Annotated in this window: 17 protein-coding genes and 2 tRNA genes; 3 read left to right on the top strand and 16 right to left on the bottom strand. The window is 41.2% G+C overall.

Annotated features, from left to right (window positions below):
- Nucleotides 1–46: 46 nt before the first annotated feature.
- The 8 genes from DWY07_RS08555 to DWY07_RS08590 all read right to left on the bottom strand — a co-directional run bounded on the left by DWY07_RS08555 (nt 47) and on the right by DWY07_RS08590 (nt 4,707).
- Entirely contained in the window at nt 47–463 is a 417-nt protein-coding gene (locus tag DWY07_RS08555) for a hypothetical protein (protein ID WP_021943756.1), read from the bottom strand.
- Nucleotides 464–528: 65 nt separating this feature from the next.
- Nucleotides 529–1,050, bottom strand: coding sequence for a DUF6106 family protein (locus tag DWY07_RS08560; RefSeq protein WP_117822697.1), 522 nt, complete (start codon nt 1,048–1,050; stop codon nt 529–531).
- 59 nt (nt 1,051–1,109) lie between these two features.
- Nucleotides 1,110–2,036, bottom strand: coding sequence for a GNAT family N-acetyltransferase (locus tag DWY07_RS08565; protein WP_117822699.1), 927 nt, complete (start codon nt 2,034–2,036; stop codon nt 1,110–1,112).
- A 12-nt stretch (nt 2,037–2,048) separates the two neighbouring features.
- On the bottom strand, nt 2,049–2,597 hold the full coding sequence (ispF, locus tag DWY07_RS08570) for a 2-C-methyl-D-erythritol 2,4-cyclodiphosphate synthase (RefSeq protein ID WP_117822701.1): 549 nt from the start codon (nt 2,595–2,597) through the stop codon (nt 2,049–2,051).
- A 145-nt stretch (nt 2,598–2,742) separates the two neighbouring features.
- Nucleotides 2,743–2,816, bottom strand: a tRNA-Met gene (locus DWY07_RS08575).
- Between the two features lie 15 nt (nt 2,817–2,831).
- A tRNA-Val gene (locus tag DWY07_RS08580) sits at nt 2,832–2,904 on the bottom strand.
- 119 nt (nt 2,905–3,023) lie between these two features.
- Nucleotides 3,024–3,548 (bottom strand): DUF1700 domain-containing protein, encoded by a 525-nt coding sequence (locus DWY07_RS08585; protein ID WP_117785011.1) that lies wholly within the window; start codon nt 3,546–3,548, stop codon nt 3,024–3,026.
- A gap of 91 nt (nt 3,549–3,639) precedes the next feature.
- Nucleotides 3,640–4,707 carry a transglutaminase domain-containing protein gene (locus DWY07_RS08590; protein ID WP_226801002.1) on the bottom strand — a complete coding sequence of 356 codons (1,068 nt, stop codon included), beginning with the start codon at nt 4,705–4,707 and terminating at the stop codon, nt 3,640–3,642.
- Between the two features lie 199 nt (nt 4,708–4,906).
- Here DWY07_RS08590 and argH point away from each other — a divergent pair, with 199 nt between their 5' ends.
- Together argH and DWY07_RS08600 are read left to right on the top strand one after the other, a co-directional pair.
- Nucleotides 4,907–6,292, top strand: a complete 1,386-nt coding sequence (gene argH / locus DWY07_RS08595) for an argininosuccinate lyase (RefSeq protein ID WP_117807647.1) — start codon at nt 4,907–4,909, stop codon at nt 6,290–6,292.
- A 15-nt stretch (nt 6,293–6,307) separates the two neighbouring features.
- A complete protein-coding gene (locus DWY07_RS08600) occupies nt 6,308–6,535 on the top strand; it encodes a hypothetical protein (RefSeq protein ID WP_117822703.1) in 228 nt (75 codons plus the stop codon).
- Nucleotides 6,536–6,827: 292 nt separating this feature from the next.
- On the opposite strand, the gene sigG is transcribed toward DWY07_RS08600, so the two are convergent.
- The 7 genes from sigG to DWY07_RS08635 all read right to left on the bottom strand — a co-directional run bounded on the left by sigG (nt 6,828) and on the right by DWY07_RS08635 (nt 16,352).
- A complete protein-coding gene (sigG, locus tag DWY07_RS08605) occupies nt 6,828–7,604 on the bottom strand; it encodes an RNA polymerase sporulation sigma factor SigG (protein ID WP_021943748.1) in 777 nt (258 codons plus the stop codon).
- Nucleotides 7,605–7,705: 101 nt separating this feature from the next.
- Nucleotides 7,706–9,304 carry a peptide chain release factor 3 gene (locus DWY07_RS08610; RefSeq protein ID WP_117822705.1) on the bottom strand — a complete coding sequence of 533 codons (1,599 nt, stop codon included), beginning with the start codon at nt 9,302–9,304 and terminating at the stop codon, nt 7,706–7,708.
- Nucleotides 9,305–9,306: 2 nt separating this feature from the next.
- The gene (locus DWY07_RS08615; protein WP_117822707.1) at nt 9,307–9,810 is read right to left on the bottom strand and encodes a helix-turn-helix transcriptional regulator; all 504 of its coding nucleotides are present in this window, start codon (nt 9,808–9,810) and stop codon (nt 9,307–9,309) included.
- A 51-nt stretch (nt 9,811–9,861) separates the two neighbouring features.
- Nucleotides 9,862–10,566: a 4'-phosphopantetheinyl transferase superfamily protein gene (locus DWY07_RS08620; protein ID WP_117822709.1), complete on the bottom strand. Its 705-nt coding sequence runs from the start codon at nt 10,564–10,566 to the stop codon at nt 9,862–9,864.
- 153 nt (nt 10,567–10,719) lie between these two features.
- A complete protein-coding gene (locus tag DWY07_RS08625; RefSeq protein ID WP_117822711.1) occupies nt 10,720–13,293 on the bottom strand; it encodes a tubulin-like doman-containing protein in 2,574 nt (857 codons plus the stop codon).
- Nucleotides 13,294–13,670: 377 nt separating this feature from the next.
- Nucleotides 13,671–15,323, bottom strand: coding sequence for an alpha-amylase family glycosyl hydrolase (locus tag DWY07_RS08630; RefSeq protein WP_117822714.1), 1,653 nt, complete (start codon nt 15,321–15,323; stop codon nt 13,671–13,673).
- Nucleotides 15,324–15,443: 120 nt separating this feature from the next.
- A complete protein-coding gene (locus tag DWY07_RS08635; protein ID WP_117822716.1) occupies nt 15,444–16,352 on the bottom strand; it encodes a LysR family transcriptional regulator in 909 nt (302 codons plus the stop codon).
- A 282-nt stretch (nt 16,353–16,634) separates the two neighbouring features.
- On the opposite strand from DWY07_RS08635, the gene DWY07_RS08640 reads away from it, so the two are divergent.
- Nucleotides 16,635–17,336 carry a DUF6198 family protein gene (locus DWY07_RS08640; protein WP_226801001.1) on the top strand — a complete coding sequence of 234 codons (702 nt, stop codon included), beginning with the start codon at nt 16,635–16,637 and terminating at the stop codon, nt 17,334–17,336.
- A gap of 113 nt (nt 17,337–17,449) precedes the next feature.
- On the opposite strand, the gene DWY07_RS08645 is transcribed toward DWY07_RS08640, so the two are convergent.
- Entirely contained in the window at nt 17,450–25,090 is a 7,641-nt protein-coding gene (locus DWY07_RS08645; RefSeq protein ID WP_117822718.1) for a fibronectin type III domain-containing protein, read from the bottom strand.
- Between the last annotated feature and the right edge of the window lie 301 nt (nt 25,091–25,391).

Consider the following 25,391-nt stretch of genomic DNA (forward strand, 5'->3'; position numbering starts at 1 on the left):
AAATGTCGCAGCTTCTTCAGCAACAAAAAACTCTCATTTCATTTATTTAAAATAATCTGTACTCCGGTAATTCCTCTCCAAACAGAAAATGCCTGATTCCATCATCCACAAATATTATGATCAATGAAAGAAACATCCACAGCACAGAATACGGCAGACATATCTGCCCCATTACATTATATGGCAGGTATGAATAATCCCATACTCCAACATGAAAGATCAGATTTACAATAACTCCGGTTACAAATTCAAACAAAGTTATGATTCCTGACGATAAAATCATCTGTAGCGGAATCGGCATTCTCGGGAACATCTGATTCAAACCTCCGCAGGCAATCATACACAGTCCCCCGCAGATTATCATGGAATAATGAGAATAATCTCTGGTAAATATCTCAAGAAAATAATATACCATCCCTCCGGTCAAAAACAAAGACAGATATTTAAAAAAAGTAATCTTCATCGTAAGCACCTCTTTTATAGTATCTGTCTTTCTGCTTATAAATATGTGTCCGTTCCTGACTTTCGCTATTCCCGGATTTTCCCCTTATAAAATTGTTTTACATGTTCAATCGTCTTTGCATCGAGCTCTAACAGGACTTCCTCTGTGCGGTTATTCTTATTCAGGATAAAAGAATAAACAGGATTCTCTGTGTTCTTATCCTTTGAAGTGAAATTCATCGTTTTAATACCTGAATTTGCCTGATGCTCATTATCTCTATAGATTGAATCTACAGTCGTGATCTGCTTTACTTCTCCGCCTTCAAAATGATACACCTGTTTTCTGCTGCTCTTTGCGGTGATCCTTGCAACCTCAACATCATCATTTACGAACAAATATTCAAACTCACACTCTTTTCGATTGATCGCAAGTGAAAATATAATTACACCAACAACCGCAAGCGGAAGTCCAAAGATTGCGCCTCCCGGTACAAAGAACATAAAAAATGCTCCCACCACAGTGATAATTGCTCCAAGTACGATCAATGCCATGATTCCGGCAGAAGTCTTTGTTTTCACTATATGTTCTACATATCCATCTGTTGTCATTTTATTTCTCCTTTTTGTACATACATTCTATTACTATTATACATGGTATTCATACTTTTTTAAACCACTTCATTTATGAAAATATGATCTGATTTTCTATATAATTCTGCGCACTCCGTATACGGCTCATAAAACATGATCCCATGACCTTTCTTTATCATCTTATGATTCGCATAAGTTCCAAACAGTTCGATTTCCGGAAATACCCGGATGCCACTCTCACAAACGCCATATAACAACGGATCAAGTGAACCGGTATCTGTACAATACTGAACGATCTCTGCATAATCTCCATCATACATAGTTCCATATACTGCCGCTATCTCATTCTCATCCTTTATGATATATACATCACCGAATAGAGACTGACATTCCATTCCAAGATCCTCCAGATAGGCTCTGGTTCGTGGTACAAAGAGATTATAGCATTGTGTCAGTTTTTCAGAAAAGCTCTCCAACTGTTCATCTGTTATATCTTCCAGCCCACAAAGCTCATAATTATTCTTCTCAGGTTTCAGATCTGTTATATTATAAAAGCCGCTTTCTACCACCGGAGCAAATCCCAGTCCTTTATAATAGATCTCCTTCTCCGGCATCAGATAAATATAATCGTAATTATTCTCTGCCGCATATGACAGTACATACTTCATTAACATCGACATAATTCCCTGTTTGCGAAATTCCGGGACTGTCGCAACTCCGACAACATAACCGCCCTTTTTATATGCTGTCACTCCTGCTGTCGTCTCAGCAAGAGTATATGGATTTAAATGCACCATGGAAATGATCTTAGAGCCATTCTTTGCCACAAAGATCTGATTCCTTATTGCTACACTTGAAAAATAATAATCCATATATGCATCCTGATCGTCAAATGACTGTTTCCAGAGCTTACGGATCTCGTTCATATCTTCCGCTCCGGCAATCTCTATCCTAATCGAATCAAACGATTTACGATCCATATAATCGCATCTTTCTTCATTCATACCCTAAACTACCTACTGTCTGACCGGACAGCCCTGACAGCCGGCACAGCCTCCCTGATTCGTTCCCATAACATCATAATCATAGTTTCCAACAGTCTCTAACAGACAGACAGCCTGTGAACTGATTCCAAGGCCAGCTCCGGTAAATCCCAGCTTTTCCTCTGTCGTAGCCTTCACATTCACCCTGTTCACCGGAAGCTCCAGACATTCTGCAATATTCTTTCTCATATCTTCTATATATGGGGCAAGCTTCGGCTGCTGTGCTATCACTGTCGCATCTATATTCTCTATAAAGAAAAAATTCTCGTCCAGAAGCTTCTTCACTTCCTTTAACAGCACCATGCTGTCTGCACCCTTATAACGGTCATCTGTATCCGGAAAATGCCTGCCGATATCTCCCAGTGCCGCTGCTCCAAGAAGCGCATCCATGATCGCATGTAGCAGAACATCTGCATCTGAATGCCCAAGCAGTCCTTTCTCATATGGAATCTCCACTCCGCCAAGGATCAACTTTCTGTCTTCTACCAATTTATGAACATCATAGCCCATTCCAACTCGCATATTTGATTTCTCCTTATTTCTTATTTACCCATCTCACCCGATGATAAAATGTTTATCCATTCTATAATAATTTATCCATTCATAATCAACGAACTTTTCTGCAAAGAAAAAAATCGTCATGACATTCATGACGATTAAAGGTTAGTAGCGGGAGGGGGATTTGAACCCTCGACACTGCGGGTATGAACCGCATGCTCTAGCCAACTGAGCTATCCCGCCATATTTTATTTTAAATGGGACCTACAGGGCTCGAACCTGTGACCCTCTGCTTGTAAGGCAGATGCTCTCCCAGCTGAGCTAAGATCCCATTTCGTTTGTGTTCTCTGTCGAACACCTTTGCTAGTATAAGGGATATACCGATAATTGTCAAGAACTTTTTTCAACTTTTTTTAAAACTTTTTTATCTGTTAAAAATTCTACTTTCGACTACATTCGATGATTGTCGATCAGACTGATAATCAGGTTCACAATAAACAAAATTGCAGCAACCGGAATGATCACATATACAAGAATCTTAACTCCAATCACAACAAGCAATACAATCAATGCAAGTAATAAAATAAGTCCGATTCCGATCACAACCTTCCCAAGCGTTGTAGAAAAATCAAGTTTTCCAAAGCAGACACTGGTATTTCCATTTTCATCCATTTTGACATGCCAGCCCTTTGGTGCGTCTTCTCCATCTCGGCTCACACTTCCGCGTCTGCCGCCTGTTGTCTCTGTATAAGTATAACTCTGTTCTGTCCGGTCAGCTCCTGCGGTATCAACAATCGTCTTTGCGATCAGTCGCCCGGAGCCAAGTTCCGCAACAATCTCCTCCTCAGTCTTTCCTTCTGCCAGTTTTCTCCGGAAATAAGACTCATAATATTCTATTGTTTCACAATATTTCTCATATGATACATTGCCATCCAGCCCTTCTCTGAGCTGATCCATAAATTCTTTCTTGCTCATATCTATCACACTTCACCCTCGCCTGTTCATCAGACATTGAGTTTTCCTTTCTCCCGTACTGTCGCGGGCATTTTGTTTTACAATAATAAAATCATGTATTTACATATACAATGATCACATAATATTCTCCCATATCTTCAACCAGATACTTAAGTTTTTTTATAGCCGAACTGTCATAGAGAAATGACAGATCCGGTCTGTCCGTATCCATATAATAAACAATTGCTTCGAGCACATCCGAGCGTCCGATCTGCTTCGTGATCCCTTTCTTATATGCTTCAAAATCATCAAATACTGCAAACGTCTTCACATAATAATTCATATCTGTATCTGTGCAGGTACGGTAAAACTCCCGTTCCCATGTATGATTTTCGGCAAGTGTATCATCTGTCAGATTAAAATATGTGTGTTTTACATATTCACCCATATCCGGAACCGCATCATCCCAGGTCAGATCAATATTATACCATTCCCCGTCAAGTTCTATCTGATTCCATGCATGCAGATCTCCATCCGCAGTCCCTACCACAATATCACAAGGAATATCCAAACAGGTCATCAGCATAAAAAATGCCTCTGCATAGCCATCGCAGACCGCCTTATGGGATACAAGAACACCATAAGCATCATATGCATCCTGCTGTTCCTCTGGAAAGCCATATACACAGTTCTTTATCAGATAATCATGTGCTGCTTTCTCCTTATCAAAATCGCTCATCGGTTCTTTGATGCAGGTCTTGTAAAATTCTATATATGAATCATACATGGCAAGTGCTTTCTTTTTATCCGATGGTATCTCTTCATCAAAAAGCACCTTCCGGATCACATAATAATTCTCACTCCGATCAAAAGAAAGTTGAATTGCAAGATAATCGCCGGAGGACACCAGTACTCGATAGGTATCTACACTTCCAAATGCCGAATCCACATATTTATTGATATCACTTATATCCTTTATCTTTACATTTTTTACATAAAAGATATCAGAATCATTTCCATCTTCCATCGAATGCATCACATTTGTTCGTAATGCTACCAGTCCGTCCACAACATCCTGACGATGAAATATATTAAAAAATGCCCATCTTCCTGTATAGAAAAGAACGATCAGCACAAGTGCCGTAATGATTCCTTTCAAAATAAAATGTCGTTTCTTCATCCAATCCATCCATTCTGACAATTTAGGTTATTTTATCATCTGTCCGCAACTGCTGTAAACCTGTAAATATCTATTTCATAAAAATTTGATATTTACCGTGCAAAATTCTTCTGCTAATCCCTGTTTTTGTTGATTAAGCTCTCATCCTGTTGTAAAATGAAACAGTTAAAATAAATTTAGAGAAAAGAGGAACTACATTATGGCACAGCTCTGGGGCGGTCGTTTTACAAAAGAAACAGACCAATTAGTATATAACTTTAATGCTTCGATCTCTTTTGATCAGAAGTTCTATAAACAGGATATCCGCGGAAGCATCGCACATGTTACTATGCTTGCAGCATCCGGCATTCTTACGGAAGCAGAACGTGATCAGATCATCGACGGCTTAAACAGCATCCTTACCGATGTAAAAAATGGCACACTTGAAATCACATCCAAATATGAAGATATTCACAGCTTTGTAGAAGCAAATCTGATCGACCGTATCGGTGATACCGGTAAGAAATTACATACCGGAAGAAGCCGTAATGATCAGGTAGCTCTTGATATGAAGCTCTATGTAAGAGATGAGATCGTCGAAATTAAAGCTCTTGTGCTGGAATTAATGAACACCTTACATTCCCTGATGAAGGAACATATTCACACATATATGCCTGGATTTACACATTTACAGAAGGCGCAGCCGATCACTCTCGCCCATCACTTTGGTGCATACATGGAGATGTTCAAGCGCGATTACGGCCGTCTGTGTGATATCTATGCAAGAATGAACTACTGTCCATTGGGCTCCGGTGCTTTAGCCGGCACAACTTATCCTCTGGACCGCGAATTAACTGCTTCCCTTCTTGACTTTGCAGGTCCTACCCTTAACAGTATGGATTCTGTCGCAGACCGCGATTACTGTATCGAATTATTATCTGCACTTTCAACGATCATGATGCATCTGAGCCGTTTCTCAGAGGAGATCATTATCTGGAATACAAATGAATATCAGTTTGTCGAACTGGATGACGCATACAGCACAGGAAGCTCGATCATGCCACAGAAAAAGAACCCTGATATCGCAGAGCTGGTTCGTGGTAAGACCGGACGTGTCTATGGTGCATTGACTTCTCTCCTTACCACAATGAAGGGGATTCCGCTTGCTTATAATAAGGATATGCAGGAGGATAAGGAATTTACCTTTGATGCGATCGATACCGTAAAAGGATGTATCGCATTATTTAACGGTATGATAAAAACTATGACTGTAAATAAAGACCGCATGGAAGCATCTGCAAAGAACGGATTCACAAATGCTACGGATGCTGCCGATTATCTGGTAAACCACGGTGTTCCATTCCGGGATGCGCACGGCATCGTAGGTGAACTGGTTCTCGCCTGTATCGAACGGAACATCTCACTGGATGAGCTTCCATTAGACGACTACAAGGCAATCTGCCCGGTATTTGAAGACGACATCTATCAGGCGATCAGTATGGAAGAATGTGTCAATAAACGTAATACGATTGGTGCTCCGGGACCGGAAGCCATGAATAAGATCATCGAGATCAACGAAGCTTATCTGAAGGATCTGAATAAGTAAGGAGATGAATCAGAATTGAATCGAACAACAAAAGCAAAATATGATCTGGCAGAACGAATGTTAAATGTTCACATCGAATCGGCCGAAGTTGCCATGATGAGTGATCTTCCACTTGAGGAAGTAGAAAAGCTGAAAGCAAATCTCATGAAAAACAGCGACACCGGCGGCACAACCGTTCAGGATTATATGGCAGAGCTTGCCACCGAAGCCAAGTCACAGTTAGAAGCCAAACAAAAAAATTAAATAGGTCAAAGCAAAAAAGCACAATAAATGTAAAAAACTATACTATAATATGGGAAATCACAATAACACAGATTTACCCGTAAACAGATAAAGAGGTATCTATATTTTGTTCTACTGACCCTTTTCATGTCGGTCCTTAACGCACCGCAAGGCGGTGCGTTTAGTACCGCTACGTGATAACTGAGACCTTACCAAGGCTATCAGCCGAGGTTAGTTCGAAGTTATACAGCGTAAAATAGAATGAAAATGCTCTGTAGAAATAATATATAGATACCTCTTTATCGTTCATGTCTCATCGAAGGTAGCCTTTTAGCGATTTGATTGCACTCTTTTCGATACGGCTGACCTGCGCCTGTGAAATGGCGATCTCCGATGCGACCTCGGTCTGTGTCTTTCCTTCAAAGAAACGGAGCCTTAATATATTATATTCTCTCTCATTTAATTTCTTCATTGCCTCTTTCAATGAAATATTCTCTACCCAATTTTCTTCTTTATTCTTCTTATCACTTAACTGATCTACGATATATAACGTATCTCCGCCTTCCTGATAAACAGGCTCATATAATGAAACCGGTGTCGATATGGCATCCAGTGCTGTCGTGATATCTTCCGGTGCTACATCGATCTCCTTTGCAATTTCATCCACGGTCGGTTCCCGATCCAGCTTCTTTAACAAAGCATCCTTTGTGTAGATCGCCTTATATGCAATATCTCTTAACGACCTGGATACCCTGATACTGTTATTATCCCGCAGATACCTCCGGCATTCTCCGAGTATCATCGGAACTGCATACGTCGAAAACTTCACATCCAGACTCCGGTCAAAATTATCAATTGCTTTTATCAATCCTATGCATCCAACCTGAAACAGATCGTCAGGGTTCTCATTTGAATTCGAAAATCTCTGGATCACACTCAGAACCAGTCGCAGATTGCCCTTGATAAAGGTCTCTCTGGCAGCCATATCTCCCTGCTCGATCCTGTCAAACAATTCATCCTTTTCCTTGTCTGTCAGTAACGGAAGTCTGGCTGTATTCACACCACATATCACTACCCTGTTCAGTGCCATATCATGTTCCTCCTGCTTATGTCTGCCTGTCCGTCAAACGGATTTTTTCTTAGGCCTCATAAGAAAAGGATTTACATTTTCAGGGTAGATTATTCATTTATTTAATTCTTTCTGAACTCTAACAGTTCCAGTCCTTCATTATGCTCAAGCACCTGATTGATAACCCATTCATTTGCAAATAATAACAATGGATTACCCTTCATATCCTTCACCTTCTTAACATCGCTGACACGTTTCAGCTTTGTAAGATCTGTAGATGGATCTTTTACCCAGCGGATATAGTTATAAGGGATCGGCTCTAAACGGATCTCACATCCATATTCATTCTCCAGTCTGTATTTTAATACATCAAACTGAAGAACACCTACAACACCTACGATAATCTCCGACAATCCTGCTGTAAACTCCTGAAAGATCTGAATTGCACCCTCCTGTGCAATCTGAGTAACACCCTGTACAAACTGCTTACGTTTCATCGTATTCATCTGAACAACTCGGCAGAAATGCTCCGGCGCAAATGTCGGGATTCCTTCGTACTGGTATTTCTTACCCGGAAATGTAAGGGTATCACCAATCGAGAATAAGCCTGGATCAAATACACCAATTACGTCACCCGCATATGCCTCTTCTACGATCTTACGATCCTGCGCCATAAGCTGCTGCGGCTGGGATAATTTTAATTTACGCTTGCTGGCTGCATGGTAAACCTCCATACCGGCTTCAAATTTACCTGAACAGATACGCATAAATGCGATTCTGTCACGATGCGCTTTATTCATATTTGCCTGTATCTTAAAGACAAAAGCTGAAAATGGTTCTGTAACCGGATCGATCACACCCTGATCCGACATTCTTCCAAGCGGAGGTGTCGTCATTTTCAGGAAATAATTCAGGAACATATCGATACCGAATGTATTCAGTGCAGAACCAAAGAATACGGGTGAAAGCTCTCCCTTCTGAACCTTCTCGAGATCGACTTCATCGGTTGCACCGTCAACCAATTCAATTTCTTCCTTAAACTGGTCATACAGGTACGGTCCGATCAGATCCTTAAGCTCCTGATCCTCGATATGATATTGCGTCTCCGCAGCCTTCTTCGCACCACCGGTTGAGATAGCTTCAAAGGTATCGACCATCTTGGTCTCTCTGTCATAGACACCCTTAAATTCCTTACCGGAACCGATTGGCCAATTCATCGGACAGGTACGTATTCCAAGGACATTTTCAATCTCATCTAACAATTCAAATGTATCTCTTGCATCACGATCCATCTTATTAATAAATGTAAAAATCGGGATATGACGCATTACACAGACCTTAAAAAGCTTGATCGTCTGTGCCTCTACACCCTTTGATGCATCAATAACCATAACAGCAGAATCCGCAGCCATCAGGGTTCGATATGTGTCTTCTGAGAAATCCTGATGTCCCGGTGTATCAAGAATATTGATACAGTAGCCTTCATAATTAAACTGAAGAACGGATGAGGTAACTGATATACCTCTCTCCTTCTCAATATCCATCCAATCGGACACCGCATATTTGGAATTTGCTTTTCCTTTTACCGATCCTGCCGTATTGATCGCACCACCAAACAGGAGAAACTTCTCTGTTAAAGTTGTCTTACCGGCATCCGGGTGGGATATGATCGCAAATGTTCTTCTTTTCTTAATCTCGTTTTCGATATTCTTGTCTGCCATTTCTAATTTCCTCTTTTACTCATAATTGAATCTTTATTTTTTTTAGCCCACATCATCAACGATTGAATGTTGACCGACATTTTTTCCAATTCAGACAGAACCGAATCAAACTGCTCCAGTTCTCCTTCATCTACAATTCCATCGGAAGTGATATTGATCAGTTGCTCCGTGATATTCTCCATCTTCTGAGAAGATCCAAGGAACTGAAGGATCAGTCGATCCAGGCTATCTGCATTGATCGGTTTCACTGTCTCACGACCGATTGCACACTCCCCTGAGCAATACATATTACAAAGCTCCGGTATCTCATATACATCCGCCATCCCCAGAACTTCTTCCGGATAAGGAACTGACATGCCAAGCTCGATCCGTGATAACCGCGTCCGGTCAATATTTAAAATCTCAGCCGTCTTTTCCCGGCTGGTAAGATTTGGATTATTCTTTGATGCATTATATCTTGCGATATAATACGGATTATTCAGTGCTTTCGTAGCTTTTTTACTCATATCATGTTCCTCCAAAACTTCACTTATGTATCAGTACATAAATTTTCATCATCATATTACCACACAATCTACATTCTGAGAAGAAAAAAGAACCGACTTATCAGAAAATACAGTTTCTTCTAACAAACCTTCCTTATCTGCACAGGCACAGAGATTATATTTCCGACCTGTTTTATCTGTTATTCTGAATTCCCGGAAATAGATATTTTTCTTTTTCATCTCTGAACGATCCATAATTTTTTTCTGAGTCGGTTCTGAAAAATCAAGTCCTTTTCCTGTCATCTTACCAAATGATTCCATCCGGGTCCAGACCCGTGCAAAATATAACGCAGCCGCATCCGGATCCAACTTCTTATATTGTTCCCTGTCCGCTTCTGAAAATAACCGATTCACGATCTTCTCCCGTCCACCCTGTATCAGCTCGATATCAATGCCACAGGACAAATCACACTTCGATTCTTTGTGAAAGATCAGCGCTGCAATGCATCCGCTGTGGCTGATATTAAATGCTATCTCAGGGTGATCTGCCAGATAAACCTTGCCATGCTCCATGATCTGATAGCGACAGTCTTTCTCAGACAAATGACACTCTTTTAACGCCCGGTCAAGCAAAATTCCCGCAGCAACCGACAATTTCTTATCCTTCTCATATCGAAGCCTATTCACTTTTCCCAAACGATACTCAGACAGCTCTTCCAGATACTTTTTCATCTGCTCCTCTGTCATATCCGACACATCCGCATACCAAATCAGCATGAAAATTTTCCTTTCTATCTATTCATGTAAACCTTTTTCCAGTATAACCATATTCCGGTAAAAATCAAATTTAAAAAAACCCCACATACGAAAGTTTGAAAAACACTAACGGTTTCACACACCTCCACATGCAGGATTCTTTCATATTATTTATTATAACGTGCAAAGATTTGGGAAATCTCTCATATCCCTATTTACTTCGTCAATATGCAGGCCCTTGTAAGAACTATCTACTGCATTATAGGCTTTCTGCATCTCTGCTGTACATGCCATCATAGATGCAGGCACTCCGACATACATATCACTGATCGAAATCTCGATCTCACCAGGATTCAATGTAATGGAATCCTCCTTCTCATTGTATGGTTTATCCATCAGGATTCCTTTTACTGCCCTACTGAAATACGGCATTACATTTGGCACTGATATATATTTCTTATTCAACAAAAGTTCTTTGTAGCCATTCTTGAGCACACATAACTGCTTTTCTTCCTGAATATCATTTACAAATGCAGCAGCTACCTTCTGCATAACTTCATCCCGTCGGTCATTTGTCGGTGAACCAAACATAACATTGATATCATTCTCTGCAAGTTTCTTATCTGAGAATGCAACGGATAACATCTTCTCCGGACCATATGCTCCGATACCGCTGAATAAACGACGATAAATCTTCTCCATCGCATCCTTGACTGGAACAACTCTTCCGTTATCAATATTTGCTTCATTATCTAACATCAACCGGATCAGTCCATCCTTTACCTCATTGATACGACTGTCATTTACATAATCAGTTGGAAGGAATTCATGTCTGGCCGCATTCTTTAATATATTCTTCGTTGTTACCTTACCTTCATTTGCAAGATCCTCGATTGAATTCTTCAGATCTTCTCCGAACTGGGAATAGATCTCATCCAAACGCTCTGCCCGTTGCTGCAACCAACGAAGTGTATCACCAAACAGATCCTGTGCATCAATCTCATCCATGATCCGATTTCGTTCTGAAGCAAGTGTCTCTTTGATACAGGCATCATAATATCCATTCTCTGTCTCACGCTTTGCAGACGGAAAAGTGAAGAAACGTTTTGCTACAATCTCACAGATAGATTCTATAATTCTGGAATATTCACCGGATGGTGTATATTTGCTGTGAAGCTCCTGCAGCTTCTTAACCTCTGCCATCATACCTCTGGTAGAATCTGCTACACCGGCTGTTGGTGCTCCGATAATATCAATCGCTGCATACGGACCGCATACCTTGATATATTTGGCAATTACAGCATCTAAGGAATTCCACAATTTATTCTTAATGGACTTGATCATGACCGGAAGCTCTTTATCCATATTATCAAGCTTCTCACCCATATGTTCTCTGAGTCCATCTGTATGCTTCTTGATCATCTTATAGGTTGGCTTCGTAAACTGTCCAAACTGGATTAATCCGTTCACACTGAGGTTGATCTCATCCCCCGGTTCTGCATGAAGAAAATCATCCAGCTCTTTTAACGCACCCTTGATATCCGCTTCAATCTGCGGATTGTCAAATGGTGAAACAAACAAACGCTTATATGCTTTGTTAAACAGATCACTCTCACAGATATTCTCAATCTCACGGATCGGTATCTTATAATCTGCTTCACTGACAACCTTATAATAACAATTTGCTGTCGCAATCTCAGAATCCGAATGTTCCATCTTCCAGTTTGTCACAGAATATTTCTCATTGTCAAAGAATACATCCCGAAGCAGCTTTCTGTCATCGTTTACATCATTGTTACCGATATATTTGTTACATGCAAGTTTATATAGGAAGCTTGCTGTGTCCATCAGAACTGTACCCTCCGGCAGGTATCCCTGGCTGTCCTTCTTACCGGATACCAGCATACAGGCATCGAACAGATTCTCCCGGATCACCAGCTTGTGGGTGGTGCTTTCAAATATATATGCATCATCCTTTTCTGAAAGCTTCATATAGTAATCGACTTCTTTTAACGCAGCACAGCCATTTGCCATCATCCGGAACATTAACTCCGGATCTTCCGTTACGCTCTTGTTGCCAAATATAACATCCGGCATCAACAGGCAGCCTCCGATTCGAAGATTCGCCCACTTCTTTGCTTTTCCATACGCCCGGATATTATATGTAAGATCGGATAAGATACCGCTTCCGGTTCCGCCGGAAAGACTGGATACAATGATCACATCCATCCAATTACCATTCGCCTTATCATGAATCTCTTCCAGTCTGTCAAATAACAGCATACGGATATCTTCATAAGCATTTGAAAACATGAGTCGTCCGATCTGACGATTGCCATGCGCACCGTCTTTTGTCACTGTAACATCCGGAAAGTCTGCATCCATCCAGTTTGCAAGATTCGGATGTACCGGATTTTTCTTGATTCCATCTGCAAGTATATTTTCAATATTCGGTCTGTAGATACTTAATACTTCAAGTGCATTAAAACCAACATGCTCTTTGCTGTCCTCAATTGTCTGTTCCATCTCAGGAATGTCTGAATCAATCATCAGAAAATGAATATTATCCTCCGGTATGATATCATCAACCATCATCCCCTTTAAGTTACAAACGGTTCTGCTTCCGACACCGCCAAGACCGATCACCAGCAGATTCCCATTAAACCGGTCATCGTGACTGATTCTTCCAAATACGCGGATATCCCTCAGCTTGCTAAATTCTTCTTTTTGCGTATCAATAAGTATCATATACAATCTCCTTAATTATAACCATTCCCCCGGCACAGAAGCGGTTTCCGTCAATTCTGTGCAGTCTCGTTACAAATATACTAACATATATATTTATGCTAACACTATTTTATGTGATTTTCAACAAAAAACTGCATATTTTTTAGAGGTTTTGCATTCTTTTTTCTATGCAATCTTAATATTCTACGCATAGTTCTTATTCTTTATGCATAAATTTTTGCGACAAAAAAGTCCATCAGACTTGCTCATTCAGAAAACAAGTCTGATGGACTTTTTCTGTCTATAAATTTCTCTAATAAAATATTATACAAAATACTTAATACCATCTTCTCATAGTAATTTTCATTACTATAAGTAAAATGTAGGCAAATTATATATTATTCATTGGTTAAATATACGACAACACCCTTGTTTGCCGGAAGGTCTACGATCAGCTTCCCATCGCGGATCTCAAGGCTTTCTCCGCCTGTACAGTCACCGCCTGCGGCTACAGAGTTTCTCTCCTGCTTATGCATTGTCTGTTCAAATTCACCGATCACACGATGCATGTTATTCATGGTATCATTCAGATTTCCAAACAGATTCCATACTGCCTGGCCGAAGTCTGCGCCTGTTTCCAGTGCTTCTAATGCCTTACGGATATCTTCTGCCTTATAGCGGATTTCACCGGAGGCTCCGACCAACTGACCGGCTTTATCAAGCAACTCATTTCGTGCATTTCCCCATGCCTTTGCTGTTGCATCATCGGTACAGGTATCCTCCTGCGCTTCTGCTGTCTGATCAATCGTCAGGAGGTTGACTGCTTTATTTGCACCAATCGGCAGATTAATCTCCATGTGTGCACCGTTATCTGCATTATTCAATGCCGTTACAACCGCACGTCCATCCAGGCATCTTGCAAATGCAAACTGTCCGGTCGTCAGATACAATTCCCGGTAGTCTCCATAGGTCAGTTCCGGAAATCTCTGTTTCAGATGTCCAAGCGTTGTATATAATGCAGGAAGCTCATCTTTTTCATCAAAATCAGCCAGATTCAGATCCGGACGCAGATTCCAGTCTGAACCATTCTCCTTATTGCCCGGTATACCGAATTCAGAACCGTAATAGATCGATGGAATTCCCGGTACGGTATATACAAGGATCGCTACATTGTACATATGCGCCTTGTTATTTAATTTACTGTAAATTCTTGCTACATCGTGGTTATCACAGAAAGTATATAACTTCTTGTCGCCTACAATGCCATTTAAACGCTTGATCGTATGCGCAATCTCAAAATAATTATGATCGTTATGTCCGGAATATAAGCCCTTATGCAGTTCATAATTTGTTACGGAATGGAGCATATCGTTATTTGCCCATCTCGAATAATCTCCATGAATAACCTCGCCCATCAGCCAGAAATCCGGTTTCACACCATTGCAGAAGGAACGTAATTCTTTCATAAAGCCAAAATCAAGTACATCCGCAGCATCCAGACGAATTCCATCAATATCAAATTCTTCAACCCAGAACTTTACGGTTTCAAGATGATAATTCCTCACTTCCGGATTCCAGAGGTTTAATTTCGCAAGCAGATTATATCCGCCCCAGTTATCATAGGAAAATCCATCGTTATATTCGTTATTACCCCAGAAATTCACATTACAGTACCAGTCCTTGTACCTGGAATTCTCCCGGTTCTTCTTTATATCCTGAAATGCAAAAAAATCTCTGCCTGTATGATTAAAAACACCATCTACGATGACCTTTACATCATTTGCATGACAGTTCTTTACGAACTGCTTGAAGTCATCATTTGTTCCAAGTCGTCTGTCTACCAGGCGATAATCGGTTGTATCATATCCATGAGAACCGGATTCAAATAACGGTCCTATATAAATCGCATTGCATCCAATCCGCTTCGCATGCTCCGCCCATTCATTTAACTTGTCAAAATGCGCTCCTGTCTCTCCATTGTTATCATGTGGACATCCACACAATCCAAGTGGGTAAATATGATAAAATACTGCGCTGTCATACCATGCCATAGTCTTTATCTCCTTTTATCATTTTTGTATACATATTGCAAAAAGCCATACATATCACTCATGTAAAATTATACCACAAACCTGTCGTATACGCGAAACTTTTATGCAAATTCCGATTTTCTATATATTCCATATAAATTTATCTTCCTGCATTTCATTTTTTTCCGACACATAATCATAAAAACGCTGTACACAGGGAGGCTTATAAGCAGTCGCGTCACAGACCATATAATACATCCGGTCTGCCCGGGGCTTTCTTAGCTTCAGGATTTTTACCGTAAGCCGTTCTAAGAGCTTCATATAAGGAACAACAGCAATTCCAAAGTTATGCGCTACAAGGCCGGCAATTACTTCATCTTCTTCTGTCTCATAAGCAATCTGCGGTGTCTCACCTATCAAGCTATATAATTCGTTTATCACATCCCGCATACCAGAACCTTCCGCAAAATAAATCTGCGGATATTTTAATGTGTCCGCAAGATCTACATTTTTCTCTTCTGCGAGCGGGTGTTCCTCCGGGGTGATCACGACAAGATCCTGTCTGCCAACCGGAAGAACAGACAGACCGCTTTCATCCACCGGTCTGGAACAGAATATAATATCGTACTGTTTCTCCTTCAGTCCATTTATTAACTCATGTGTTGTTCCTGTATGAAATGAAAACTGAACCGTTTCATCCTGTAACCTTTTCCTATAATCATCAGCCAGTCCCGGAACAAAGTCCATACCAAGCGGTCGGACAAACCCTAATCTTATGACACCTTCTCCATGTGCTGCCTTCTGCATCAGGCGGATGCCCTGATCAAGCGTCCGGATCGTATTCTCCGCATAGACCAGAAATTCTTCTCCATACCTCGTAAGTACAGTGTTACGTCCTGTCTTTTCAAATAATAATACCCCAAGTTCTTCTTCTAACTGGTGAATCGCATGGCTTAAGCTCGGCTGTGTGATGTTCAGATTCTTTGCTGCCTTCGTGTACTGCTGTTCCTTTGCCAGTTCCACGAAATACCGTATGTAAAATAAATTCATTCGTTTACCTCTTTCTATCTGACTTTTGATGTTCGATCCATTTTCCCTGTTCTCGTACAAAATTATTTATATCTCTCATTTCTCTCTATTATACTCGCAAATCATATATAGACAATATCTATAGAATTATAAAAACTATTTATTTGTTATCATTTGCATGGAGTGCTACAATACGGAACCGTGAAAGATAAATAAAATGAAGTAAATACACTTACATATGATATCAAAATCTTCTATTACAGATATCTATGATAAGCGCAAATGAAAGGATGTCACTTTAAAATGAATACATATGCACAAAAACAGATCATTCCTGAAACGGACGCTCATATGACACAACGGATCATGTATGGAGAGATCGCCCTGATCGTTGCCGTATGCATAAACAGCTTTGCAGTCGTTCTGATGTTATATTCCGGTGCAGGAATTTCTGCGATTTCCAGTGTTCCTTACGCCTTTTCCGAGGTGCTCCCAAAGCTCAGCTTAGGTACTTGGACCTACATCTTTCAGGGACTTCTGGTTCTCACCCTGATGATTTTACGGAAGAAATTTGTCCCTCAATATCTGTGCAGTTTTATCGTTGGTTTTTTCTTCGGGAAACTGCTTGATGTCCATGAAATGTGGATCAACATTCTTCCAACCGCTATCGGATACCGGATTCTTTATTTTATAATTAGTTATGTGCTGATCTGTATCGGTATCGCACTTTCCAACCGTTGCGGTCTGCCAATCGTTCCTACCGACCTTTTTCCACGCGAGCTGTCGCAGATCATAAAGAAGAAATATTCAATCGTTAAGATTTCTTTTGACGTTATCTGTCTGCTTACAACTGCCTGTATGACAGGCTTCTTTCTCGGTCATATCAAAGGTCTTGGGATCGGAACTATATTGGCAGCTTTTACAATGGGAAAAGGTATTGCTATCGCCGGACAGATCATTGATAAATATATGATCTTTGTCACCTATCTGTCCAGAAAGAAATAGATTTTTATATAAATATTTTGAACAAAAATAAAATTCCATGAATGGGATAACAGGGAGCCGGAAAGCTCCTGTGTTACCCCACCATGGAATTTTTTTAACTTAAATTTGCAGTTTTATTTTACTGTGACCTTCACCCGTTTATTTACTCCATTTAATGCAGTAACATAGATATAACAGGTTCCTTTTTTCTTTGCACGGATCGTACCCTTTGCCGTTACAACAGCAACCGCTTTATTGGTACTGCTGTAGCGAAGTTTAGCACCATGCCCTTTGGATAACAGTTTCTTTTTGTTATCCTGTAAGATAAGCTTAGTTGTTATCTTTGCTGTTTTACCTTTCTTTAAGGTATACTCTGTCTTCTTGCACTGAATCTTCTTTACATTTGTATATGTCTTGTTCTTCGGCCCTGCGATATGAAGTGTCAGTCCTGTAGCAATATACTGCTTCTTCCCATTCACAATACGATATGCCTTGACACGGACTCTGTATGACTGTTTCCGGTTCAGCTTCTTGCCTTTATACTTACTCAGTACTGTTGCGTTCTTCTTTGCACCTGAAATCTTCTTAACAACAGTCAGCTTCTTTCTGTTACATGGAGCTGCATAGACATCATATCCCTGTGCCCCCTTAACAGCTTTCCAGGTCAGTTGAATTTCCTTCTGTGTCCATGCAACCTTCTGTTTGCTGGAAAGTGTCTGTGAATTCTTCTCGATCTGCTTCCTGGTCAGTTTCTCTACAACCGGTTTTTCCGGTTCTGCCGGAGGCTCCGGCGTCTTAACAACCGTTACAGTGATCTTAATCGGTACATTCTGCAACAGCTTCTCATCAACGGTACATACCAGTTTGCTCAGATCTGTATTGTTCGTCCGGACATCTGCTGTGATATCTGTACCATTCATACTCCATGCATTGATCTCGTAGCCAGCGATCACCGATGCTGTCATTGTAACCGTGCTGTCCCGGTATACTTCAAGGCTGCCTGATCCGGAGGATACATTCTGCACAAGATCATTCTGTTTTTTACGATCCACATGAACAGCTATTGTTCCTGCCTTTGCTCCATCTGCCGATACCAGCTCATACTGAAACTCAGCTTTTGGAATCTCCTTATAAGTAACTGTCACCTCTACATTCTTCTCAAAGCCTGTATCTGGTGCCTGAATCCTGATCTGCTTATTGTCTGTATTTTCTATATCAGAAACCGTCATATCACTGTAAGCTGCACCATCCATCATTACTGTGATCTGATCCACTTCATATCCAGTCTTCGGTACTGCTGTCATAACAATATCTTCTATACGGTATCTGTCGATATAACCGCCGGATACAACATCATTACATCCCACTGTTCCCTTGCTGTCACAGCTATATGTGACAGTTGGCCGATCAAGCAGAACGAGTACAACACGCATGGATTTGTTTACACTGTTAAATGAACTTTCCTTCGCATCCTTTCCGGTTGCGATCGTCTGTTCTTCTGAACCGATAAACAACTTCCACGCAGAGATCTGATACTGCTCCGGTACATCTGCTTTCATAACAACCGGCAGATTCTTTACGATCTTTGTATCATTGCTGATCTGCACTGAATCGCTCCATGCCGTAACAACATCATCTACCTGCTGTCCCTGTTCATTTACCGCTTCAAAATGAAGTGTTTCCATCTGGAACATATTGACAACCAACTTGATCTTCATGTTCTTCTGGACGTTGGATACTACATACTGATCTCCTCCGGTTGCTGCAACTGTATAATGTATATCATCTGTATAGATTCTCCATTCTGATACCGTAACTGATTCCGGAAGATCTGCCGTAAGGGTTACTGTTGATCCCTTTGCCGCCTTACCATCCTGAACCTGTTCTGAGACATTGATCTTACAGCCTGCAACCGATGTATCTGGATCTTCTGCGATCACTTCTGTCTCAAATAAATATGTCTCTACCGGTTCAAATTCAACGGCCACAACAGTATCTGTCTCCACATTATCGAGTGTGATCTCTGTTCCGGCAAAGATACTTCCGTCAGTATTTTTCTGGATCTTTGCTGAACCACCATGAGAAACCGTCCACTGTTTTACGACATAATTCTCATCTGGAACCGCCTGAAGCAGGATACTCTTTCCCGTAAGGACGGTCTCACCTGTATCGATCTTGCTTCCATAGCTTCCGGCCTTTACATAATATGCCTGAAGACTTCCGTTTTCCGGCTGATCGTAATTCAACTGGTAGGTCTTTGCTGCAAAGGATACACTGACATGAACACTGCTGCTCAATGCTGAAATAATCAATGTATCTCCATTTACCATATAATCAGTTCCGAGAACCAGATCATTTCCATCACTTCCTGTTACCTTCCATGCTTTGACCTTATAATTATCCTTTGGAATTGCTTTAAAGGATACCTTGCTCTGATCTGCTAATCCGGCTCCGGATGCAAATGGCTCTTTGGAGTCTCCACAATATCCTTTTATCGTTCCCTTGCCATCAGACTCATATCGGACTGTATACTGGTTCGATACGATCTGATATTTTCCTCTGTTCAGAGTGACGTTATATTTCTTCAGGAATTCTTTTACCAAATCTATATACTCACTGTCTTCTTCGGTTCCAACTGTAAGCCATGCGATTCCGGTCTGGTAAACACCTGCTGTCGAATTTTCATCTAACTTCGGCTCAGCCTCTATTGTCATCAAATCCGACAGTTTATATTTAGCTGCATCTGAATCCAGGATACCGGATTCTGTGTCATCACCCGAATATTTTACAACAACATCTGACAGGCTTAATACTTTATCTGCCGTGTCATCCTCTGATATACCATCCTTTGATGGAGCAGTAATAACGATCGGCCGTTTGCTTACGGTAAGCATCTTCATCGCATATGATTTGGCCTGACTGGTACCGTTCTGTCTGGTTATCGTCGCAACAAATGTATGCTGTCCCGGCCATTTTGGAGTAAATGTATTGCTGGCTATATTTTCCGTTACAACCTTATCATCTCCATCCACATAGGATACCTGATAAGATACAGAAGCATCTGCTGCAAGCGGTTCTGTCGTTATATTGCCGGATGTATCGTTTTCCCGTTTTCCCTGTCTGACTTCTAACTTAATGGTATTGCCATATTCCGCATTGTTTCCGGAAAGAACGTATACCGTATTATCCGTACGATCTACTACATAATAAACAGTCTGTGTATCAGTAGGATATAATGATGTATTTCCGCCATAAGATACAGTCACCGTATAATCTCCGGCTTCTTCCGGATTCCATACAACAGAAGCATTACCATTCTTATCTACATCGGTTGATATATCACGAATAGAACCGGTCCGGTTATTGAAGAAGTTTACATTTACAATTCCTGTTTTATCGATATTGACAGAAGATGTAACTGCCTCTGCAACATGGATCTGAACCGTTGTCTGATCTCCCTTTATGATATCTTCAACCTGTGTATCATATGTTTCATTTACGGTAACAACCTCACCAGGGGTAACACCATACTGCTTAGATGCTCCACTTCCCATAAGAGAAAAGGCATCATCCGTAGCGATCTTTAATTCATTAAATGTTGTAATGATCTGCTCCTGCTGGTTCTCATCTGTTACCGTCTGCTCAGTCTTGTAATAATAGGTCTCATCCGCAGTCCGATCTGCTTCGGCGGATTTTGAATACATGATATAAGCATTATTTCCTTCGTATGCCTCCGGCCAGTACAGATACCAGGTTGTTCCATCAACCTCGATATACTGCTGATTTGTAGTGCCAGCAGATTCTTCTTTATATCCGGCATAAGCAGGCACATAGGACTGAACAGTACCGGCATACGCTTTTGCTGTAATTGCTCCATCTGTACCCTGTTCCAACTGATACCACTGTGTAACTGCTTCTGACATAGCATCTGTGCTGTACAACAATATCTCACCATCGGCTGTTACTGCTGTATATGCATAATAAGTCTTGCCCGCTGCAGTCTCTGTCACCTGTTCTGTCACAGGCTTTATTGTATCTGCATCAACTCCATTCCAGAGAGCGGCTGCATCACCGGTTGTTCCACTCTGGAATACATTTGGTATTACTTCATTTAATTTCACCTTTGCAGTTGCTGTTCCTGCTGTCTCATTATATCCTTCCAGTACATACCATTCATTTGTCTGGCTGTCAAAATAGATAAATTCCGGTATTACTGCATCCGGATATACAGCGGATACCACTGCACCATTCTTATACTGGACAAATGTCTCCTTCTGTGTTCCGATTGTAACCGCTACAGTCTTCGATACCGTACGTTCATTCGTAACCGTCCGTGTCTGTGTGTACTGTCCAAATGCTGTATTAGTTCCCTTATTTGCACTATCGGACTGTGTATTGCTGATCGTTGCTGTCACCATACTGTCAGCCCTTCCGACATGCAGGATGCCGGGTGCTCCATATGCGTATAACCGCACACCCTTTATCAGCTCAGAAAGAACGCATCGATAAGAATTGCCATCCATATCCTCTGTGATACCATTTAACTTCAATGTACTTCCATTTATACCGGAAGCTTCTTTGTCCGTCAGGTTTACCCAATTGACCGAACCTGCTTTTCGAACCTGCCATGCATAGGACAGACCGCCTTTTGCATTTGCAGATGGAAGTGCATCGATCACAAAGCTTGCATTACCGCCGACAACAACTCTCTGTACACTTGTCATGCTTAAGATATCCGGTTTCTCACTGTCAGCCAGTGTATGAACGGATACCTCCGGTGTGTATTCGGAGTATACAGTCTCACCTCCGCTGTTTGTTCCAACTGAACGAAGTGCAAATTCATATTCCGTCGATGGTTTCAATCCATCATAGGTGTAAGAAGCACTGTCACCGCTGATCGTATCTAACAGACTGTATTTATTGGTTGTGATACCATCATTAAATACCTGATAGATCTCATATTTCTCTGCCTTCTTATAACCACTTTCCCATGCAAGCGTTACGGAATCTGCAGTCACGGTATCCACACTGATATCTTCCGGTGGAGATGGCGGCTGTTCGACATTTTTTACAACAAAGCCAAGGATTGGAACATTGCTGTCGCCAAGTTTTGCCTGCCAGATACCAAATTTTGTACTGAAGCTGTACTGGGAATCCGTCGCCGGCGGGTAAGCTACCACGCCTTCCTTCGATACTGATGAATAATCAAATGTTGTCTTACCGGAGCCCCAGCCACCGCCAAGCTTGACACCACCGCCATAATTCATCTTCACCACTTTGGCATCTATCTCACCTTCTACACCAAGTGTCAGTTCGAAGCTGTTCGTCTGGGTCATTGTCTTACTGCTCTGTGTACTATCCGTGATATTCATCGCTACCGTTGTCTGGTCATTGACCTTATTATTGATCTCTACCCAGTTCGGATAGCCAACAAACCCCTTCATTCCAAGTGAACTGGTCGCATAGGTATCCGGACATCCCGGCGTACTGGACAGAATATCCTTCGTGATCACCTTATTCTGCAGAGTTTCATCGCTTGCTGCAAACCGATTAAAGGAATCTACATCCATGGTCGAATAGACCGGCTGCTGCTGCACTCCGACCTCCATGGTATACGACGCACTTCCGTCGGCCGGCGTGATGACGTATTCATACAAAATAACCGGTGTTCGATAAAGCACTACCTGATTCTTCGTACCATCATTTTCAAAACTGATCGAATACTCATGGGAAAGCTCATCCTCGTATGACCACTCCCAGTCATGGGTATAGGACGCCTCCGTATGGAACTGCAATGCTGAAGAACCGATGGAAAATGATGCATATGCTCCAATGGATGCCATCTTCGTTTTACTGGTTACCGTTCCTTTTCCAGATACTTTACCGTATAAGGTTTCTCCGATATTTCCATTATAATAATTATCCTGAAGCTCGCCAAAATATGGAGCAGCCTGTAATACAGCCAGAATATCTACATTACTGTATGTATATTTCTTGCTCTTAAAGGTAAATACATCCGTATCTTTATCCGCATCAACTGCTGCGATCGCCAGACATGGGAAATCACTCATGCCGACATGCCGCACCAGCTCGTTTGAAGTCGAATCAAAATAACTGCCCGGTGTACAGATACCGGTCGATGAATCCTTGTTCTGTTCCTTACCGGACATGTTCACCCGGTAAAAGTACCGGTTAAAGCTCTGTTGCTTATATCCGGTGGTATATAAGACCTGTTCAATTCCCAGATCATTTTCATCAAAGTTTCCTGCCACACAGCCATCTACCCAGGTATCGGATATGATATAACCGCCGATTCCTTTATCACTGCTCTGACATACCTTGGCTGTATAGTCCTTTTTCCATGATTCATTTTCAAACTTCCAGAAAACACCATCTAAGAAAACCTGCTCCGCATCATTTCTTCCGTTTACTGCCGCACAGGTCAATGCAGGAAGCGGATGCACATTATCATCTTTATCAAAGCCTGCATTTACAAAATTACACATATCCATTACATTTCCGCCGGATGGAATTAATGTCTCCACCTCTTCATTTGGATCGTATTTCAATGTTACCAGCATATACTTTTTATTGGAACCGGATTTATCTCCATCCGGGCCATCATTATCACTGTATACACCGGCAACTACAACTTCCGGGAAGCCATCAAAATCAATATCACCTGCTGCTACAGATGCGTAACGCATATATACACTGCATGTATCCTTATCCATTACATACTTATTCATCTGCTGTGGTTTCTTGTTCTCTACCTTATAACAGGCAAATACAGAGCTTCTCTGCTGCAGCTTCTTTCCATCACTGTCATCATGGATATTCGAATAGGAACCAACCAGAAGGATCTCATCTTTGCCATCCCGGTTGATATCCGAAGTTTCTATCGACATGTTGATCGTTGCTCTTGCCGTCTTTCCATTATTGGTAAATTTACCTGCCATATCCGCTCCGGTATTTCCCATAAAATTACGAACCGGAATATTATCACTGATCGGCGATAAGGTGATTCCATCGAGGATCATTATATACGGATCTCCACGTTTTGGAACATAGACTGCGATATCTTCATCTCCATCACCATCAAAATCTCCTGCCTTTAATGTAAAATAATTCTTATAGGCACTGTATTTTTCCAACTGATTATCCCGAAGCCAGTCATTATCATCACCCGATCCAAGGCTGAAGGTCTTTCTTAATTCCTGACCTTTACCGGATGCACTGTATCTTGCTACAACAAGCTGCGGATCTTTTCCCAGTGATGCGCCAACAAGTGCAACCATATTATCACGGCCGGTTCCATACGGATCATAACCGTCTACATTTACATACTTGACATCAGCTGCGCCGGATGCTGTACGGCTCTGCATAAATCCATTGTTGTTCCGTTTCGAATCCGGTCCAACATAATAGCCCTTGATATCCGAGCTTTTCGTATAGTTATACGTCTCAGCATTTCGGTTCTTTCCACTGGATCGATACCATAAAAATGCTTCCATCTTTTCATTAAATGCAGAATAGCCGGAACCATATGGATTTTCACCGTCATTTGCATTAAATGAACTTGGTGTCGTCAGATTAAATCCATATTTATCCTTTCCGCTGTTATCTGCATTTGAGGTATCTGCCTGCGTGACCGCCTGCCCCGGCGGCTCATCCGCAAGAACTCTGACCGGATTTCCAACCCCAGGAAACATACCGATCACCATCGAAATTGAAAGCATTGCTGCCATCCATTTCTTTCCCCAATTTCTGTTCATGTTCTCACCATCCCTTTCTTACATAAACGTTATTCTTGTTTCTGAATGCTGTCTCTGCATCCAAACCTCCAGTTACATAATAATTATATCGAAATTTTTTCTAAAAAGAAAGAAAAATAGATGCATTTTATAAATATATTCATCTTACAAACACAATATGTGTATTTATTCTGACAATTTGCGTTAGTTTATTAGAAGCGAATACAATTTAAAACGCATAATGTTATGCAAATATTGTTGGATCAAATCATAAATTATACCCCTCTTGCTTCAAAAAAAGACATTTTCATATGATATCCTT

This window comes from Clostridium sp. AF23-6LB, from assembly GCF_003461085.1.
GTDB classification, from domain to species: Bacteria; Bacillota; Clostridia; order Lachnospirales; family Lachnospiraceae; genus Coprococcus; species Coprococcus ammoniilyticus.